This is a genomic window from Acaryochloris sp. 'Moss Beach' (assembly GCF_021497025.1).
GTDB classification, from domain to species: Bacteria; Cyanobacteriota; Cyanobacteriia; order Thermosynechococcales; family Thermosynechococcaceae; genus Acaryochloris; species Acaryochloris marina_A.
In genome coordinates this window covers 3,399,603-3,416,122 of the sequence record NZ_CP071717.1, presented here as the reverse complement: position 1 = coordinate 3,416,122, position 16,520 = coordinate 3,399,603, and the positions used below count along the sequence as shown (strand labels likewise).

General features: G+C 47.4%; 21 protein-coding genes and 2 tRNA genes. 11 read left to right on the top strand and 12 right to left on the bottom strand.

Annotated features, from left to right (window positions below):
• Positions 1 to 220: 220 nt before the first annotated feature.
• Both HRE53_RS16080 and lipA read right to left on the bottom strand, forming a co-directional pair.
• The gene (locus tag HRE53_RS16080; protein ID WP_235107181.1) at positions 221 to 1,234 is read right to left on the bottom strand and encodes a Ycf66 family protein; all 1,014 of its coding nucleotides are present in this window, start codon (positions 1,232 to 1,234) and stop codon (positions 221 to 223) included.
• A 204-nt stretch (positions 1,235 to 1,438) separates the two neighbouring features.
• On the bottom strand, positions 1,439 to 2,317 hold the full coding sequence (lipA, locus tag HRE53_RS16075) for a lipoyl synthase (RefSeq protein ID WP_212664329.1): 879 nt from the start codon (positions 2,315 to 2,317) through the stop codon (positions 1,439 to 1,441).
• A gap of 194 nt (positions 2,318 to 2,511) precedes the next feature.
• Here lipA and HRE53_RS16070 point away from each other — a divergent pair, with 194 nt between their 5' ends.
• From HRE53_RS16070 to HRE53_RS16055, 4 genes are all read left to right on the top strand, one after another.
• The gene (locus tag HRE53_RS16070; RefSeq protein WP_235107180.1) at positions 2,512 to 3,054 is read left to right on the top strand and encodes a hypothetical protein; all 543 of its coding nucleotides are present in this window, start codon (positions 2,512 to 2,514) and stop codon (positions 3,052 to 3,054) included.
• Positions 3,055 to 3,235: 181 nt separating this feature from the next.
• Positions 3,236 to 3,436, top strand: coding sequence for a hypothetical protein (locus HRE53_RS16065; RefSeq protein WP_212664327.1), 201 nt, complete (start codon positions 3,236 to 3,238; stop codon positions 3,434 to 3,436).
• A 116-nt stretch (positions 3,437 to 3,552) separates the two neighbouring features.
• Positions 3,553 to 3,966, top strand: coding sequence for an NINE protein (locus HRE53_RS16060; RefSeq protein WP_235107179.1), 414 nt, complete (start codon positions 3,553 to 3,555; stop codon positions 3,964 to 3,966).
• A 17-nt stretch (positions 3,967 to 3,983) separates the two neighbouring features.
• The gene (locus HRE53_RS16055; RefSeq protein ID WP_235107178.1) at positions 3,984 to 4,517 is read left to right on the top strand and encodes a ComEA family DNA-binding protein; all 534 of its coding nucleotides are present in this window, start codon (positions 3,984 to 3,986) and stop codon (positions 4,515 to 4,517) included.
• Positions 4,518 to 4,690: 173 nt separating this feature from the next.
• Here HRE53_RS16055 and HRE53_RS16050 read toward each other — a convergent pair whose 3' ends face one another.
• Both HRE53_RS16050 and HRE53_RS16045 read right to left on the bottom strand, forming a co-directional pair.
• Entirely contained in the window at positions 4,691 to 4,807 is a 117-nt protein-coding gene (locus tag HRE53_RS16050; protein ID WP_315874859.1) for a photosystem II protein Y, read from the bottom strand.
• Between the two features lie 83 nt (positions 4,808 to 4,890).
• On the bottom strand, positions 4,891 to 5,436 hold the full coding sequence (locus HRE53_RS16045) for a gamma carbonic anhydrase family protein (RefSeq protein WP_235107177.1): 546 nt from the start codon (positions 5,434 to 5,436) through the stop codon (positions 4,891 to 4,893).
• 137 nt (positions 5,437 to 5,573) lie between these two features.
• Here HRE53_RS16045 and HRE53_RS16040 point away from each other — a divergent pair, with 137 nt between their 5' ends.
• The 3 genes from HRE53_RS16040 to HRE53_RS16030 all read left to right on the top strand — a co-directional run bounded on the left by HRE53_RS16040 (position 5,574) and on the right by HRE53_RS16030 (position 7,205).
• Complete coding sequence (locus HRE53_RS16040; protein ID WP_235107176.1) at positions 5,574 to 6,080, top strand: TIGR02652 family protein; 507 nt, start codon at positions 5,574 to 5,576, stop codon at positions 6,078 to 6,080.
• A gap of 72 nt (positions 6,081 to 6,152) precedes the next feature.
• Positions 6,153 to 6,608, top strand: a complete 456-nt coding sequence (locus HRE53_RS16035; RefSeq protein WP_235107175.1) for a VOC family protein — start codon at positions 6,153 to 6,155, stop codon at positions 6,606 to 6,608.
• Positions 6,609 to 6,653: 45 nt separating this feature from the next.
• Positions 6,654 to 7,205, top strand: a complete 552-nt coding sequence (locus tag HRE53_RS16030; RefSeq protein WP_212664321.1) for a hypothetical protein — start codon at positions 6,654 to 6,656, stop codon at positions 7,203 to 7,205.
• Between the two features lie 4 nt (positions 7,206 to 7,209).
• Here the strand turns inward: HRE53_RS16030 and HRE53_RS16025 are convergent, their stop codons facing one another.
• From HRE53_RS16025 to HRE53_RS15995, 7 genes are all read right to left on the bottom strand, one after another.
• Complete coding sequence (locus tag HRE53_RS16025; RefSeq protein WP_235107174.1) at positions 7,210 to 7,971, bottom strand: tRNA(His) guanylyltransferase Thg1 family protein; 762 nt, start codon at positions 7,969 to 7,971, stop codon at positions 7,210 to 7,212.
• Complete coding sequence (locus tag HRE53_RS16020; RefSeq protein WP_235107173.1) at positions 7,968 to 8,411, bottom strand: AAA family ATPase; 444 nt, start codon at positions 8,409 to 8,411, stop codon at positions 7,968 to 7,970. The genes HRE53_RS16025 and HRE53_RS16020 overlap by 4 nt, the downstream gene beginning before the upstream one ends.
• A 42-nt stretch (positions 8,412 to 8,453) precedes the next feature.
• Positions 8,454 to 9,986, bottom strand: coding sequence for a slipin family protein (locus HRE53_RS16015; RefSeq protein ID WP_235107172.1), 1,533 nt, complete (start codon positions 9,984 to 9,986; stop codon positions 8,454 to 8,456).
• The gene (locus HRE53_RS16010; RefSeq protein ID WP_235107171.1) at positions 9,979 to 10,176 is read right to left on the bottom strand and encodes a hypothetical protein; all 198 of its coding nucleotides are present in this window, start codon (positions 10,174 to 10,176) and stop codon (positions 9,979 to 9,981) included. Before HRE53_RS16010 ends, HRE53_RS16015 begins: the two co-directional genes overlap by 8 nt.
• Before the next feature lie 227 nt (positions 10,177 to 10,403).
• Positions 10,404 to 10,479 (bottom strand) — tRNA-Ile (locus HRE53_RS16005).
• Positions 10,480 to 10,482: 3 nt separating this feature from the next.
• Positions 10,483 to 10,550 (bottom strand) — tRNA-OTHER (locus HRE53_RS16000).
• 323 nt (positions 10,551 to 10,873) lie between these two features.
• Entirely contained in the window at positions 10,874 to 11,722 is an 849-nt protein-coding gene (locus tag HRE53_RS15995) for an HlyD family secretion protein (protein WP_235107170.1), read from the bottom strand.
• A 326-nt stretch (positions 11,723 to 12,048) separates the two neighbouring features.
• On the opposite strand from HRE53_RS15995, the gene HRE53_RS15990 reads away from it, so the two are divergent.
• Entirely contained in the window at positions 12,049 to 13,110 is a 1,062-nt protein-coding gene (locus tag HRE53_RS15990; RefSeq protein WP_235107169.1) for a DUF3474 domain-containing protein, read from the top strand.
• A gap of 229 nt (positions 13,111 to 13,339) precedes the next feature.
• Here the strand turns inward: HRE53_RS15990 and HRE53_RS15985 are convergent, their stop codons facing one another.
• On the bottom strand, positions 13,340 to 13,756 hold the full coding sequence (locus tag HRE53_RS15985; protein WP_212664315.1) for a hypothetical protein: 417 nt from the start codon (positions 13,754 to 13,756) through the stop codon (positions 13,340 to 13,342).
• 604 nt (positions 13,757 to 14,360) lie between these two features.
• Between HRE53_RS15985 and HRE53_RS15980 the strand changes: the two genes are divergently transcribed.
• The 3 genes from HRE53_RS15980 (at position 14,361) to HRE53_RS15970 (ending at position 16,496) form a co-directional block, all read left to right on the top strand.
• Positions 14,361 to 14,639 carry a helix-turn-helix transcriptional regulator gene (locus HRE53_RS15980; protein WP_235107168.1) on the top strand — a complete coding sequence of 93 codons (279 nt, stop codon included), beginning with the start codon at positions 14,361 to 14,363 and terminating at the stop codon, positions 14,637 to 14,639.
• 510 nt (positions 14,640 to 15,149) lie between these two features.
• A complete protein-coding gene (locus HRE53_RS15975; protein ID WP_235107167.1) occupies positions 15,150 to 15,785 on the top strand; it encodes a PEP-CTERM sorting domain-containing protein in 636 nt (211 codons plus the stop codon).
• Between the two features lie 252 nt (positions 15,786 to 16,037).
• On the top strand, positions 16,038 to 16,496 hold the full coding sequence (locus tag HRE53_RS15970) for a TM2 domain-containing protein (RefSeq protein ID WP_212664312.1): 459 nt from the start codon (positions 16,038 to 16,040) through the stop codon (positions 16,494 to 16,496).
• Positions 16,497 to 16,520: the final 24 nt, after the last annotated feature.

The following is a 16,520-nucleotide window of genomic DNA, read 5'->3' as shown; positions in this document are numbered from 1 at the left end:
TAAGGTTGCGACTCTATTTTTCAACTAAAGCCTGCATCTCATATCGTTCGAGGTCCGAGCCGTCTGCTTCTATAATTTGCTACAGCATTCTGAGCAGCTCATCGCGGTTAGGGTCTTCAGAAAATATGATTCAGATATAAAGCTTATCTAGATTAGAGAGACCTACCATTCAACAACGGTCAGTATTCATAGCGCTTCCATAGGATAGGAAAGGCTAGGGTTACCCCAATGGATCAGGGGGTTGAGGTAGATTCGGAGTAGCATCTTGTCCTTCTGGAGACAAGTCAGAGATGACTTGGTCCAGCTCAGCCGCTAGTTCAGATTTGTTGGCATCGGGTTCTACAGTTATTGGGGCTTCTGAAACAACCTCTACCTGAGCAGCAGGCTCTGCCTCCTCTTCTGACTGGGCTGAACGCTCTGTCGGGGCGTCAGGGATAGGCGATTCTATTTCTGGTGTCGCAGGTGTTTCAACCATCACGGGTGTCGCAGCAACTCGTTCTTCAAGTTGGGAATCCTTAACCGCAGGCTCTGCAACGGGTGGAGTGGACTCAGTCACTGGAGCAGGTGGTGATGTTACTTCTGATATAGATTCAGCCGTAGCTGCATCCGGTTGTGACGTTACTTCTGGTATGGTCTCAGCTATTGTTGCAGCAGGAGCCTCTACTGTAGGTGTACTCATCTCAGTAGGCTGGACCGTCTCAGTGGGTGTATCAGCAGTCTGCTTGCCACTGATCATACCTTTAAGTTTTTCTCCTAGACCTGATAGGTCTAAACGCTGTTTGATGGCAGGGGGCAAAATTGACTTTTCAGATGTCCCGTCATCCGCTTGCATGCCCATCTTTTCCCATAATCCTTGCCAATCCACGCTAGTAATCTTGGCAAGGGCCTGATCGGATAGCTTTCTGGCTTTAGCGCCCCACGTTCCATCGTCTGGCTGCGCTGGATTCGCCTCTACCATGGCCCATCGACGCTGTAATGCTTGGTAGCTAAGCCAAACCAACAAGACGACACTCGCCGTATGCCCCAGCAACAGGCCGACAGGACGGCGATAGATCAACAGGATTAAAGCATAAAAAAGCCCCGTACCGCTCCACCAGACATCGGTTTTGCGGTGAATTTCTGGATAGACGTAGGCTGTTAAATACAGCCCAACACTGCCTAAACCCACGATCAACACTAAGGCTAAGGAAAGCATGGCCCAGATTCTCCGTTCAGCATAAACAGGATTCCCCATTCATACCACCCTGGAGTCATTTTCCTATGAGTCTAGTTAGAAAAATCAAAGAGGCATGCCTTTTGCAGACATACCTCTTCAAATTACACGGGCTTTGATCTTCGCTAGCGGAGACAAAGTGTATTAAATTCTGACTTCTAGCATAGAAAATTGGCTGGGCCTGGCCTTTGCCAGAAGGTGACACTTTCTAGAGTGTCACTCTACTCAAGGTTTAGAACGAGGATATTTTTCCATTAAGGCTTGGACCTGCTCAGCATGATACGAACTGCGGGTAAGGGGAGAGGAAACAATCTGCAAAAAGCCCATCTCTTCACCCAGAGCTTGCCATTTAGCAAATTGATCGGGATGGACGAAGTCCTGTACGCCTAAATGTTTAGCCGTGGGCTGCAAATATTGACCGATGGTGAGGATATCGCAATCGACTTGGCGTAAATCAGCCATGACCTCCTGAACTTCAGCATCTGTTTCGCCTAGACCCACCATGATGCCGGATTTTGTATAAACCCAAGGGGCGAGCTGGCGCGATCTCATCAGCAATTCCAAGGTCCGCTGATATTCCCCTTGGGGTCGAACCCGTTTATACAGGCGCGGTATGGTTTCCGTATTGTGGTTGATCACCTCAGGCGCTGCTTGCAGGATGGCCTCTAGGGCGTCCCAGTTGCCACATAAGTCAGGAATCAACACTTCAATGGTGGTCTGGGGCGACAGGACTCGAATCTGCTCAATGCAGCGAATAAACTGTGAGGCCCCGCCATCGGGCAAATCATCGCGATTCACAGAGGTAATCACCACATGATTGAGATCCATCCGACGCACAGCTTCTGCCAAGCGTTGTGGCTCTGTGGGGTCAAGGGCCACAGGCTTTTTCTCAAAATCGATATCGCAGTAAGGGCAAGCCCGAGTACAGGCTGGTCCCATAATTAAGAATGTGGCCGTGCCGTGGTGGAAACACTCGCCAATATTGGGGCAAGAGGCTTCTTCACAAACCGTATTCAGGTTCAGATCCCGCAAAATATCTTTGACACTGCCCACGCGCTCCCATTGCGGGGCTTTCACTCGTAACCAATTGGGCTTAACAACCACTACTCTGACCTGAACTGTTCTGTCTCTACTGTAAGGGATGTTGTCTCCTACAGTATGAGTCAGCTATGTCCTCATAGACGCCTCAAGAGCGGGCCACAGGAACCATTGAATCGTTCAGTTCAGAAGCACAAACACAAGCTGAATTGATCATGATTGAGATGGGTATTAATTTGCCGCTTTCAACACACTGCATAATGGTATGGTCTCAAATCCCTCCACTGCAGCTTTATCGTGAAAGACAGTCGAGTTTCTGGCACGGTTTTGCGATCGCATCTCCTGATACCCTTGGTAGCACTCTCCTGCAAATGAATCGATTCAGCACACTGTTTTGGGTATTGCTCCTTGGGCTGGGAGGATGTTGGGATCCGTTAGGCAGCACAGTGCCTTGTGACACCTTTGCCACCAACATAAAAATCACTGACTGGCCCGCTAGTACCCGTATTCTGCAAGAAAAATGCATTTCAGGGTTCAATCCGACCTATCAGGTAGAGTTAACCATTCAGCCCCAGGACTTGTTGGCACTGCAGCAGCAAACCCCTCTCAACAAAATTCAGCAATGGCGGAGTCAGACGGATAGTCAGATTTTTGCAGACTCACCCCTGCAACAAAAAGGCAAGCAGATGCAATCGCTCCTATATGCCGATTTTTCTGATGGTGCTTACCTCATGGAGGTGCTGATCGATACTAGTGATGCTCAACAGTATGTGGTTTACGCCTCAAACTCTTTTGTGGACTGATATTCAGTCTGTGATAAATGTCCCTTCATAAAATGCAACATCTAAAGGCTGCCGTTTGATGGCGTCTTGGCTAGAATTGATGAATCTTATTCTTCCCTCACTCTTCAAAAGCGTTTCCAATTGCGATGTTCGAGCCTCTCTTGGCCATCGTGACTTCCTTGAGTAGGAGTGAATATCTACTATGCTTTGTCATACTTGCCAGCGTCAATCTAATTGCTTAACCCACCAACTGGCCAAACAAGACCAAAATTTGCACCGGATGTTAGAGCACTTACAAGGGTGTCAACAGCGTCAGCCTTACAGCGTTAAGTCCTCTCCAAGTCAGACTTGGCAACGAGCAGTCCGGTGGATAGAGAAACTCGTCCACCGCTTGTCTCCCTAAGCTCAGCAGACCATCTATTGACACAAGATACTCATCGCAATCTTTCCTTGCGCGGAAGGGTTAGCAATGTGCTAGAACTAATCCATTCAACTAGCCATTGTGGTTTCTCTTGACTGATGACTCTTGACTCGACTCCATCGGGTCTCGCCTTACCGAGACCAAAGAATCGTATCGTTGCCATTGTCCTAGCCCTTGCAGGGTTACTCTTGCCAGGTCTGCATAAGCTCTATTTAGGCCAAACTCGCTGGGGCTTGGTGTATCTGCTGCCTGGTATCTTTTGGGCCACCTTACCGATTGCCACCCTGACTCGGGTAGCCAGTCTATGTGATGCCGTGATTTATTTAACCCAAGGGGATGATCGGTTTCACCAAGCCTTTAATCCGGCCTGGCCTCAACCCACTCAACCGACCCTGGAACCGGCACAGATGAATGCGATCGCAGAGTCGTTACGCCAGCTCGAAAGCCTTCGCCAAGAGGGATTAGTGACAGACTACGAATTTGAGCAACAGCGACGACAGCTCTTAGGTTAGTGCACCTATAAATAGCCATGCTCAACCGCCTCGTGCAGTGGACTCAACAGCAAGGACCGCTACGGGCTCAGATTTTGGCTGACCCCTATTATCGGTTTCAGTCCTTGGCGGAAGTTGCCTTGGCTGCTGAGCTGGGCGTCAGCATTGACGTTAATCAAGCTAGTGTCGACGATTGGCTGCGCTTGCCAGGGCTGTCCATTCACCAGGCCCGCCAACTCGTGCAATTAACCCAGCATGGCGTGCAATTTTACGCCATTGAAGATGTGGCAGCTGCCCTATCCCAGCCCGTCCAGCGGATGCAGCCTTTAGCAGCGGTGATGCAGTTTTGCTACTACGACCAGGAGAGCCTTGCCTTAGCCCCCGCCTTTAATTTAAATGCGGCTTCTGTCGAACAGCTGATGGCGATACCAGAGATGATACCGAGCTTGGCACGCAACATCATTCGCAATCGCATTGCCCACGGTCCCTTTCACAACCTGGCGGATCTACAACGACGCCTGAATTTATCGGGGGAGACCACTCAAATATTACTGCCCTATCTGAGATGTTAGGCATTTTCTACATCGGCATATTCTCTCAAGCCATCCACAAAAAAACCGATGGTTCTAGATCTGACCGTCATCATCAGTTTGCAGAATAGTTTAAAGATCGAAGCAGGGGCTAACTAATGCTAGCCCCTGCTTCATGTACTAAGTTAGGAGTACCTTGAACAATTACGTTCCAGTTACTTGTTCATGCCTTGCCATTGCTCGATAGCAGCGGGGAAAATTCTAAATAAAGCCCAACCACCAGCAACAGCGACAGGAGCTAAAACAATTAATAAACGAACATCCATGCTCAATCTCCTCTCAGAATTATTTTAAAAGCACTTTTTACCCATTGTCCTACAAGTAGTCAGATTTTTCTAATCAAAATCCCTTAGACTTAGCTTTTAATCGTTTTGAAACCCAAATCAGTCCCTCGATTGGCATGGACTAAAGCCAGTTTTTGATAGTGGCGAGCATGATCCATCAAATCCTCGGATTCCGCTTCACTCATCTCCCGCAAAGGCTTTGCAGGCACTCCCACCCATAGGGAACGAGGGGGAACCGACTTAGACACCACTGCCCCAGCCCCAATAATGCTGCCAGTGCCAATGTGTACTCCATTGAGAATAATGGCCCCAATACCAATCAATGTGCCTCGCTCAATATGCGCTGAGTGAATCACGGCTCGATGCCCCACGGTCACATAATCTTCTAAAATCGTCGGCTGTCCCGGATCACCATGAAGAATGGCACCATCCTGAATGTTGGTATATTCGCCAATTTCAATGCGCTCGACATCCCCCCGCAGCACCGCACCATACCAAATGCTGGCCTCTCGATGAAGGTGAATATTGCCGATCACCGTGGCATTATCTGCCACAAACGCCGCTAAGGAAAGATCCGGGGGTGGCCAATATTGGGGACTGGATACATCCAAGATCATAGGGTTAAAACACCGTCTCGATCCTACCCTGAAAAGAGACGGTCTCCAGACCATTCAGAACAGCCACGCTAAACGATTCACGGTTATAATGAAGCCACCTTAGCGGCAACCAGAGTTCTTCGGCTCTCTCTGACTTCATGACACATGTCAGCATGCACTATCCGATTTTTGGGCCTGAGACACTCTGTCCCCATTGCCGGAAAATGATGACCGCATTGACCTTAACGGATACCTATCTTTGCCAACGTCACGGGGCATTTGAAGCTGATCCCAAGACTGAAGATTTAGTCCACCTCCAATCTGGACGTCATTGGCGATTATGGGATGGGCAATGGTACCGCCAACATACCCATCCTGATGGCATCCGCTTCGAAATTCATGAAGCGCTAGATCGCCTCTATACCGAAGGGTATCGCGCGACCAAAGTGATTATTGCCCAACGCTATCAGATCTTGATCAACACTTATTTAGAACATTCTCCCTGGTCAGACAAACCCCAGTCAGGGCGTCCACGCTTATATGGGCTACCCGTAGAATTCAGCCCTGACTCTGAGGATGATCCTCGCTGGCAAGTGATTAATTTCGATCTCGATAAGGAACCTGGAATCCCCAGCAATTCTCCTCATTTTCGCCTATTTGATTAAGCCTTCTGAATCTATGGCTCAACGACGAGGAGGCTGTGGTATATCTGATGGTCAGCATATCGGGGTATCGCCATGAAGGGGCATCATCTGTCGATTCGGACCGGGGATATCCACCGGGCGATCTCGTTCTACCAGACCCTAGACTTTGACGTTATCGAACGCTTTACAACTGGGTATACTCTGGGATGTTGGTTGGAGGGTCCTATCGGCAGACTAGAACTAATTCAAATCCCAGATCCTAAACCGCCAGCGGATGCCTTTGGCGACGAGGGTTACGTAGGCTATTATCATTTATCGATAGATGTCACAGATGACCTGTCGGCAGACCAAACCTTATCGACCTGGCTTGAACAATGGCGAGAACGGCTCAAAGCAGTCTCAATCACCTTAAAAGTATTGCTTTATCCCATGCCACAAACGATTGGCAAGCAGACCTATCATGTGGCCTTTGCCGCGGATGCGGATGGCTTACCGTTAGAAATTCTCCATAATCTCGGTTCAACATCTGCACTAGAGAGCTTGACTTAACGTGTTATCTTCGTTCGCGCATCCCTGTCTTAGGAGACTTTGACTATGCTGGAAACCTGTCCCCGTTGCTCCAATCGCTTAGGACCCCCTCTCAAATCCGGGCGTCAAGTCTGTGCCAATTGCGGCTGGTCCAGTGCCGCCATTGCCTCTCAGGGCAGCCCGTCCAGTCAAGCCGGGGCTGGCAGCATCCTTCAAGTCTGTGGGCGAATTCTCAAGCGAATTTTCCAGTATTTCAGCTCTCTGATCCAAGTGTGGATAGGGAAACTGCAGAAATCAAAGCAAAATTCAAATATGAAGCCCGGCAATATGGTCAAGGGATTGGCCGATAAGCTGAGCAGTTTAGAGCAAGCGATTCCCACGGAAGTGAGCGATTCTAAGCGCCCCTGGATGACGGTAGAAGAAGCCTTTGTCCATTTGGGAGGAGATGTTCGTGTTCCTACGTCTATTGTTCACTCTCTAGATGGTCGGTCTCGCGTTCCCTTGGCTCGGTTTCGGGAATATTACAGTGAACAAGAATTTAAAGCCTATGGCTTTGAAATGAGTTTAGAGCGCCGCCGAGCCCAAAAGCCCTGGCTGCGAGTTTTATCCCAGAAATAGAGGTTCAGCGAGTCATTAAATTGAGGACAAATTCCCTGTAGTCTTCTTTCATGGGCAAGTTGACCTCAATGCTGATTTTCGTGCGGGTCCCTTGAGAGACTTCCCCTGACATAGGGTTGATGCCTGCCGTTGGATACGACTGCCAAGCGCAACCCACTCCCCGCTTTTGCCAGTGGGGTAAGTCATTAAAGTTGATTTGCCCCAGTTGAAACAGCAATTCATTCTTATCGCCTACAGATAATCCCTCTAACTTCTGAGTTGCCATGCTCGCGGAGTCACCCGATTTACGCAACATCCAGTAGCAATGGGCATTGAGGGCATTGCGGTGGGCATCTTCCTGTCGCCATCGAAAATAGTCAACGACTAAATCAACCGTGGGCAGTTGGGAGATGCGACCGTCAAAGACAGCCATACTGCCCAAGATCAATGACAATTTAGCACTGGCTTCCGCTGCCAGCAAAGAGTTGAGCTTGCGCAGCTTACGAGCAAAGGTCTGCTCTTCTAGGTGCAGCAGTAAAGAGATTTCGTCGCTTTGGGTATAGCCATACATCACTCGAAATCCGCAGTTCATCAAATGCTGAACCGTTGCCACCATGGCATCCCGAAAGCCTGAATCAAAGGGGGCTTCTAAGTCCAAGGTTTCTTTGGTTAAGCGGGTAAAATTCCGTCCATCCAAACGAGCCACCATGTATAACCCAGGCAAAACGCATAAATCATGAGCAGTTTCAAAGACTCTCAGTTTTTGATCGAGTTCAGTAAATTTCATGGTTGCCAGTCCTCAACCGCAAAGTGTTGATGGGGGAGAATATGAACATAGAACAGTTGGTCAAACCCCTCCTCATAGGAGGGCAAGACTAATCGTGCGGCGGTCCCTCGGATTCCTTTGTCTGGGATTTGTTGGTCGAGATTGCGATCGCAGTTTCGTATCAATGCATCTGCCAACTTCGATTCAAAGTAATACCCTGTAATCGAGAAGCCCTGTGCTTGGGCAGGCTGGATATACCGCTGGCGATCAGCAGGAGTGGGATTGGTGTTGTCCACCACAAAGCGTTGACGGGTATCTAGGCAGGTGGACAAAAACTGTTGCTCACGATGCCGCGTTTTCAGCATATCCAGATTGATCCGCAGATGGGTCCGACCAAACCGATGGTGATAAAACGTCGATTTGCCTGTGGCCTGAATGCCCACAAAGATGACCGCTTCCATATCTTGCCTTTAGGAGCCGATACACAATCAGCTCCTATTCCTCTACTCTCTAGACCCGTTGATGCGGATCATCTCGGTCAAGATGCTATCGAGACCGCCATTGACATGAATATGCTCAATTTTGTCCGCAATCCGCTCCAGCACCTCCAGCTCTTTCAAGCGCAGGGCCACGGGATTGCTCTCCATCACCTTGGCGGTGTTGAGCATACTGCGGGTCGCAGCCGTCTCCTCCCGACGACGAATAACGTTGGCCTGGGCGGATTTCTCTGCTTCAACCACCTGACAGAGAATGGCCTTCATTTCTCCGGGCAGGATGATGTCTTTAACCCCTACGGAAGCAATGACAACCCCATACATCTCCATCTTCTCGCGGATATAGTCAGAGACGCTAGCATCAATCGCCCCCTTATCTTCTAGGAGTTGATCCAGAGACTTGGTGCCCACTGCTGAACGGAGGGAAAATTGAAGCTCTTTATAGAGATAATCCTCAATATTGCTCAAGCCAGTTTTGGCCTGCACGGGATCCGTGATCCGATATCCCGCCGTCAGGTTAAGGCGAAGAGACACCTTATCCTTAGACAAGATTTCCTGACCCGATACCTCTAGGGTTTGCAAACGCAAATCCACCACTTCGGTTTTCCAAGCCCGGCCAAAGGTCCACCAGACATGCCAACCCGGTGTCAGAGTATCCACAAAAGCACTAGCTTCATACAGCATCCCTAAGTGCTGGGCCGGAACTTCCAAAATATGCAAGACTTCGTAGGCCAACTCTAGAACTTCCGGTAAACCAGCCACCAGTTCGGCTACTAGTGCCGGAGATAGCTTGGCATCTTCACTGATATCAATCACCTCGACGGCCACCCCTTGCCAAAAGAGTTTGCGGCTACAGGGGGGCAAAATCGTAATCACTTTGCCCTGATGGCGAACAATGGCAACTTCTTGATTGCCCAACTGTACCGATTCACAGTAGCTGGCAACAAAATCGGGATGCTGTTCAATCAGAATCTCTTCAAAAGAGAAATCGGGTTCAGGACGGGTGCGATTATAGCGGGTGATACTGATTTTGCGATCGCAGGTCCAAAACCCATACTCTCCAGAAGCCAGAGGTCGAACAAAATTATCCTGCTCATAGAGCATCCCCAACTGGGATTCAGGAATTGAGACCCGATTCAAATCTGGTAGCGATACGTCTCGCAATCGCTGGACAAACTGAGACGGCAGTTCAAGCCCCTCATCTAGGTTAAATAGGTGCACTTCTACCTCAATAAACCCCCGCCAAAACGCTTGCAGTTGATTCGGGCCAATCGTGCACCATTGTTGTCCTAACCGGACTAAGGCAGCCTGGTTATAAGCCGTGCGCACCACCGTAAAATACTCATCCATACTGTGGGCATGGGTTTGCAGCAACAGCTCCAAATGGTCAATCTGGACTTGGGGCTGATTTAAATCAAAAGTCTTCACCTGCCAATGCCACCCCATGCGGCGATGGGTACCCGGCAGCAAAAACATCTCAAACTTGCTGCGATAAAACAACATACCCCGTTCATGGGGCTTGATATAAAACGACTTAAACATTGTTATTTCCTTCTTCTTCTCGCATAGATGTGGGGGCCACATCTAAAAGCACCCAAGGCTGTTGGTCTCCACAGTTACAGTGCGGGCAATCACCCATGATCAGCTGGATTAAGTTGAAGGTGAACCGCAGCCCCACCCGCAGGTTAAGCCTGGGTTCTGTCTTCAACCGATAGGCCGTTCGCAGCAGCAACCCCTGGAATTTCCTCCCAGCGGTTGCCCTTCAAAGGAACCTACTCAAACCGATCATCCAATGCGATTGCGCTGGCCTTTGGCTGTTGCAGTGACGGCCACCGAGTGACACTCACCGCGAGACACCAACAACCGGATGCTTATCAAGTGGATTTGAACCACCTTGGGATTGCTCCCGTACCGATGACATAACTCGTCCTAAACGAGGTGCCCATACCCAGGGCGGGGTGGTGGAAAGTACAGGATTTGAACCTGTGACAGTCAGATTATGAGTCTGATGCTCTACCAACTGAGCTAGCTTTCGGTTCGCTCGATGTAGGATTTGAACCTACGCCCCCCGGATAAGCCCGGTGCTCTCCCGCTGAGCTAATCGAGGAATGGTGAATCAACCTTGTGTGCTTGGCGGTACACTTATCCGCAATTTTCAGCTTCAAAGTACCAGTCAGATATTCAGAACCTGAACCGCTACCTCACAGCACGCCATTGACTCAGTGGCCAAACCTAACACACTGAATTGAGAACCGCCATGATCCTCAGGCAACATCTCCAGTCACTTTCGACTCAAACTGATCATTCAAGGTTGCTGAGCAGCAGTCGGGACCTGCCCAGGGGCTGCGGGTTGGGGAGCAGGCGCTAACGGCGCAGGAAGGCTGGGAAAGGGCTGTCCGGGCGCTGGGCTAGGAACCGATAGCAAAGGATTATTGGTCCCATTCGGTAGAGATGGAACAGGATCTGCCAAAGAATGGACCGCAAGGGCTAGTTCTACCGTCGTCCCATTTTTTTCCCTTCTTTTGCCAATCGACCTTTTGCACAATCGCATCATGGGGAGACAGAATATCTTGAAAAGCCTGTAATTGGGCCTCAATAGTTTTCAACTCATTGAGAAGTTGATTCTTCTTACTAGACGCTACAGCTTGCCCCTGTTGCCGAGCTTGTTGAGAAGATTGTAAAGACTTACGCTGGGCAATGGCCTGTTCTAGCTGGGCTTGAGCAGAGGTTTTAGCGAATTGCAACTGAGCTAACTGTTTCTCCTCCGATGGCAGAGGCAGGGTTTGACGAGCAAGATCAGTGTAAGGAGATTTAGCCAGATAATCCTGCATTGCAGCATCCGCTAAACGAACCCGTTCTCGGGCTTGCTGCACCTGAGCTTCTGCCGCAGTTGTATTCGTTGGGGCAGTTGGAATCTGTTCCGTCGCCGTTAAAAGCGCAACTTCCTGTTGCACCTTTTGACGGCGAGCCATAATGGTCTGACGGGCAGCGGTCCGATCGACCAAAATTTGCCCCTTAACGATTAAATCTCCCTGCTTAACGCGCAGTGACTCGGGAGATACAACCGTTAACTTTAATTTTGTCGGCGTTGAATTGAGAGGCTCTGGAGTACTGGCTGCCGGGTCTCCTGATTGCGCCTGAGATTTAGATTTAGAACTAGAGTTTTCCGAGCTGCATCCACTGATTAGGACCAGAAGAACACTGCTCACACTCAAGAATTTTAAGCAGTTGTTCTTAAACTGATGGTTTTTCTTACAAAGATTTTGATGAGTAATCATGGCAGAAGATATGTTCTGAAGTAACGTCAGAGGATTGGTTCGGGAACCGCTAGTTCAGCGGAGCTTGATGTAATCAGCGGGTCCAATACTGCAGAGCAAGAAAAATATAGCTCACTAGAGCTTAGTAGTCTCAATCCTTTATATAGATTGACCGCGATCACCCCCCCCAAGAGTTAACCCAGATAGATATAAGGAAATTCAGTTCTGAAGTTAATACTATTTCAATTTGTAAACTTTCATGGGAGTCATTGCTTAACTTTGATTACGACTTGTTAAGAGATAGAATGAGACTCGGTCACTACAGCGTAAGGAAGCAGTATTTTTTCGTGCAAAACTCTACTGGTGTTGAAACCAAAGGCCCCGCCGTCTCTAGGTCTAGAGAATTACCCTTTACCCTTCAAGAGGTAAAGGCAGCCATTCCCCCTCATTGCTTTGAGCCTTCAGCCTGGCAATCTCTTTCATATTTCTTTTTAGATATCGGTATTATCGCTGGTTTATACGCCATTGCCCATCAAATTAATGCCCTATGGTTCTGGCCCATCTTTTGGTTAGCTCAAGGCACAATGTTTTGGGCGTTATTTGTTGTGGGACACGACTGTGGTCATCGTTCTTTTTCCAAACACAGGCGGCTGAACGATTTGATCGGACATCTCAGCCATACGCCAATTTTGGTGCCTTTTCATGGTTGGCGCATTAGTCACCGTACCCACCATGCCAATACAGGCAATATCGAAACGGATGAAAGTTGGTACCCTCCCACGGAAACCCAATATCGAGAGATGCCGAAGGATGTCAAATTTGTCCGTTACTATTTGACCCTACTGGCCTATCCCATCTATCTATTCAAGCGGTCACCTGGACGCAAGGGATCTCATTTCCTGCCTAGTAGCCCCTTATTCAAGCCTTCCGAGAAATGGGATGTCATCACCAGTACGGTCTTATGGGGAGCAATGATCGCTTTTTTAGCAGTTCTCACTTACACCAATGGCTGGTTATTCCTAGTCAAGTATTATCTCGTTCCCTATATTGTCTTCATTGTTTGGCTAGACGTCGTTACTTTGTTGCACCATACCGTCCCGAGTGTACCTTGGTACCCCAATGACAATTGGTATTTTCTCAAGGGTGCACTCTCTACCATCGACCATGACTATGGGTTTATCAATCCCATCCATCACAATATTGGCACTCATGTCGCCCACCATATTTTCTTAGGCATGCCTCACTATCATTTGCTGACGGCAACCAAAGCCATTAAGCCGCTCTTAGGTGAGTACTATCAGAAGTCTCCAGATCCCATTTGGAAGAGTTTATGGATTGCCTTGAGAGATTGCCGATACGTTCCTGATCATGGAGAGAAAGTTTACTACCAATCTGACTCCAAATCCTAAGTTTCACTCCTTTCTTTCGCCTCTCTTAAGGCAGCATTCGTTCAAAAAATAAAATGAGGGAATAAGACTGAGGTAAATTACATCCGTCAACAGCGCACTTCGAAATTAATATACGCTTCTTAGTTACTTGTAAGTGACACAAAAGAGAGAGGATTGGTTATCAGTCCTCTCTCTTTGATTTTTTATTCAAGATGTATCGTCTTGCTTTCGATACCAATAGAAAAGATTTCTATTCGTTACACTGAAACTGCTGAATTCTCACCCTTGCCGCCCGCTCTTTTTGCAATTCTTCATAGGGGAGATTCAGAAGATATTTAGTCACCTCCTTTCCTTGATCAACAACGCGAGTCGCTGCAACCAACTTGCTAGTAATCAAGCGCTGCAGAGATGCAAAGACCCGATTGATTTTGCCATATTTGGTATCTGCCATTAACCACGTCATTCGTTCTGCAATTTCATCTCGACTGAGAGGGTATAGGCTTTCAAACAACACTCCTTTGACAGCTAAATCTAGTTGGGCTTTATAAGAAGATTCCAGAAGGCTACTCCTCGTCGTGAAAGAAGGCTGAAGCTTTGAATGTCTCTGTTCTGCTATCCGTCTGGTTTGACAGCCCTTTGTAGATCGCTTGTATTGAATTGTGTCCATTGCTATGTCTAACAACAACTAGATAATGTTTTCTTTAATGTATGTCTTTTTCTAGCCCTGAGATAGCATAAACGCTCGCAAAAGCTAAGCGAATGATTTGCTAAATCCTAAAGATTAGAGTGTTCTCCCAAACAGGGGCTAAAGACTTCTCTATGTCATAGATGATCGCGTCCTGTGCAATCACCACCTATGCCATTTGATAACTGTTCTTTCTATTGTATCCGTGAATATACGGAGTGGCACCCCTAGCAGTAGGCAATATGACTCAATAATCATGCACCATTTCCGAAAAATTCAGTGTTTTCACGGAGACGCTTTCTCCATTTAAAGTGCCTGTGATTGCAAAAGAATCCGTATTCCTACATAGAACTCGTTAGAGGATTACGTCTAAAATATGTTTGTTGAAAAATATTTAGACAATCTTTTGTCATCTAATTATCTTTTTTTTCTATCACCTTTTAGATTAGATGACTATAATTTTAGTCCTTTTCAATATCTCTAATAACATAAAAACTAATCTGCCACTCTGCTATGCCTCGCAAGCAACTCGGGAAAAAAAGATCAGCTAATAATTCATATTGCAGCCCAGAAAATTGGCAGACGAATGAAGCAGCTACGTGCTCATCTGGGGTTATCCCAAGTTCAAATTGCCAAAAATCTTTCTATCTCGGTCAGACAGTGGTCAGGCTGTGAGTGTGGTGATTATTTACTCAATATTGATTTTCTAATTTTGCTCAATACCTATTATCAGGTATCTATCGATTGGCTATTGACAGGCAAAGGCAATATGTTTATGGATGATACTAGTGAAACTGAGCAAAAGATTACTAGTCAAGAATTAGCTGAAGAGCTAAAAGTTTTGATCACTCGCTTAGAAGAGTAAACGGCTCCTGCATACACTCCTAGACTTACTGCCCAAACCCATGAGCGAAGTATCCTGGTTTGAGTATTCTTCTCACTCTTGTAGCAGAGGCTTCAAGATTTCAAGTTTCACAGATGCCCAGCACAAAATCAGAAACTTTCATCCAACTGCTGCATCAATACTGTTTTGGAGGACAACAGTTATGTCAAGTGGCTATGACAATATCCATGGATCAGCTGTGATGACCTTTCCAGCACTACTCTCTTAAAAAGTGATAGGGATATCAAACCTAAATCCAGAAAAACTTCTAGGAGTTTTTGTAGGAGAACAGCTAGCATATCCTACTGGAAAGAAGCCTAATGGATTTATTACTTCTTAAGAGAGCAGTACCTCCATCAGATATCGAACTATGTTCTTTTAATCCTAAATACGAGGAAATAATCTCTACAGTAGAAATAGAGCATTAACTATAATATTGCTAGTCTTTTTGATCTCCTGAGTCTTTAATGATCGAGAATCTGAGATTTAAACATGAAGAACTCAAAGTTTTTGACAATAGCAGCCTGTGCATATGCCTCATGCACCTTGGTTCTGAGCTTTACATCCCCAGCAACAGCAGCCTCCCTAACCTATAACTTCAGACAAGATGGTTTTGATGAAGGCGCTTATGCTGAAGGTTTTTTCATCGCTGATGACCTTGATAGCGATGGTCAAATTGCGTATTTCAGAGGATCTCAAGACTTCCGTGAAATTTCGGACTTCAGGGTCACTTTTTCTGGGAATCGGTTAACGCCACCGACAACTTATGGATTTGGAGACTTATTTGGTCTTGTCTATGACTTAGATGGTGGTCCTTTGGGCGATGGCAATACTAGGTTCAGGGAAGGAATTAGTACTTTAAGGCCCACTACCGGCTTATTTGGCCCGCGTTACGTTACGGGTCCTGGTGCCTTCAGCAACATTCAACTTCGCGGAGGCGTACGAGTCTGTGATGGTTCTCCTGGTTCACTGTGCGGATTGTTTAACGGTTCTAGTTCTCCTGAGTTCGTGACTGTTCCTGAGCCTAGTACTTTCTTGGGCAGCATCATGACCATCGGTCTTGGTATCTTCGCCAAAAGAAAATGGTCACATCTTGTCCGTCAGAATAAACCCAAATGCACTTTGTAGCCTTAAGTAGCAACGGAAGCATAATAGATCCCTAGCCTATGCAGATGAATGATCTGTTTTCTGGTAGATTTCCGTCGTGTTTTGAATAAATAATCTTAGACCAGGGATCTATTACGCTTCCGTTGGAGATTGTGAAGGGGGGACCAGTCCCTTGCTTTTCTGTAGAAAGGTAAAGATTGCGATTCTGCTGCAATTCCTCATTAGCTAGAATTGAAGAATAGTGTTCGAGACAGCAAAGGTCGTAACACCCCAATGGCTAATAATGGTACCGCCTATCTCCTTTGGTTTTTCTCTACCTTTGGCATCTGTGGGATTCACCGATTCTACCTAGGCAAACCCGTTAGCGGCATTCTCTACTTTTGTACCTTCGGATTTCTCGGCATTGGCCAAGTGGTCGATCTCTTCTTAATTCCAGAGATGGTTGACCATAAAAATCTGAAGCAGAGACTACTCTATAGTTCAGCTGATGCCACGACACAACCCACCATTGTGAGAGATGTCAGTACTTATGGGCAAACGAGTCCACCTCTGGATGTGCAAATTCTAAAGATTTGTCGAGATCAGAGGGGGGCCACCCTGAGTGATTGCGTAATTGCGACCGAAACAAGTCCTGAAACGGTCAAATCCAAAGTCCAAGAGCTGTGTTTGGCCGAACTATTGGTTGTTGGGAATCGCGAGTCCGATGGTGCCGTCATTTATAAGGCGGTCTAATCGCACTGTAGAATAAGACCGCCC

Coding starts and splice junctions, on each gene's coding strand:
- HRE53_RS16080 (WP_235107181.1), bottom strand. CDS start 1,234: ATGGGGAATCCTGTTTATGCTGAACGGAGAATCTGGGCCATGCTTTCC.
- HRE53_RS16070 (WP_235107180.1), top strand. CDS start 2,512: ATGGTATGGTCTCAAATCCCTCCACTGCAGCTTTATCGTGAAAGACAG.
- HRE53_RS16065 (WP_212664327.1), top strand. CDS start 3,236: ATGCTTTGTCATACTTGCCAGCGTCAATCTAATTGCTTAACCCACCAA.
- HRE53_RS16060 (WP_235107179.1), top strand. CDS start 3,553: ATGACTCTTGACTCGACTCCATCGGGTCTCGCCTTACCGAGACCAAAG.
- HRE53_RS16055 (WP_235107178.1), top strand. CDS start 3,984: ATGCTCAACCGCCTCGTGCAGTGGACTCAACAGCAAGGACCGCTACGG.
- HRE53_RS16045 (WP_235107177.1), bottom strand. CDS start 5,436: ATGATCTTGGATGTATCCAGTCCCCAATATTGGCCACCCCCGGATCTT.
- HRE53_RS16040 (WP_235107176.1), top strand. CDS start 5,574: ATGACACATGTCAGCATGCACTATCCGATTTTTGGGCCTGAGACACTC.
- HRE53_RS16035 (WP_235107175.1), top strand. CDS start 6,153: ATGAAGGGGCATCATCTGTCGATTCGGACCGGGGATATCCACCGGGCG.
- HRE53_RS16030 (WP_212664321.1), top strand. CDS start 6,654: ATGCTGGAAACCTGTCCCCGTTGCTCCAATCGCTTAGGACCCCCTCTC.
- HRE53_RS16025 (WP_235107174.1), bottom strand. CDS start 7,971: ATGAAATTTACTGAACTCGATCAAAAACTGAGAGTCTTTGAAACTGCT.
- HRE53_RS16020 (WP_235107173.1), bottom strand. CDS start 8,411: ATGGAAGCGGTCATCTTTGTGGGCATTCAGGCCACAGGCAAATCGACG.
- HRE53_RS16015 (WP_235107172.1), bottom strand. CDS start 9,986: ATGTTTAAGTCGTTTTATATCAAGCCCCATGAACGGGGTATGTTGTTT.
- HRE53_RS15995 (WP_235107170.1), bottom strand. CDS start 11,722: ATGATTACTCATCAAAATCTTTGTAAGAAAAACCATCAGTTTAAGAAC.
- HRE53_RS15985 (WP_212664315.1), bottom strand. CDS start 13,756: ATGGACACAATTCAATACAAGCGATCTACAAAGGGCTGTCAAACCAGA.
- HRE53_RS15980 (WP_235107168.1), top strand. CDS start 14,361: ATGAAGCAGCTACGTGCTCATCTGGGGTTATCCCAAGTTCAAATTGCC.
- HRE53_RS15975 (WP_235107167.1), top strand. CDS start 15,150: ATGAAGAACTCAAAGTTTTTGACAATAGCAGCCTGTGCATATGCCTCA.
- HRE53_RS15970 (WP_212664312.1), top strand. CDS start 16,038: ATGGCTAATAATGGTACCGCCTATCTCCTTTGGTTTTTCTCTACCTTT.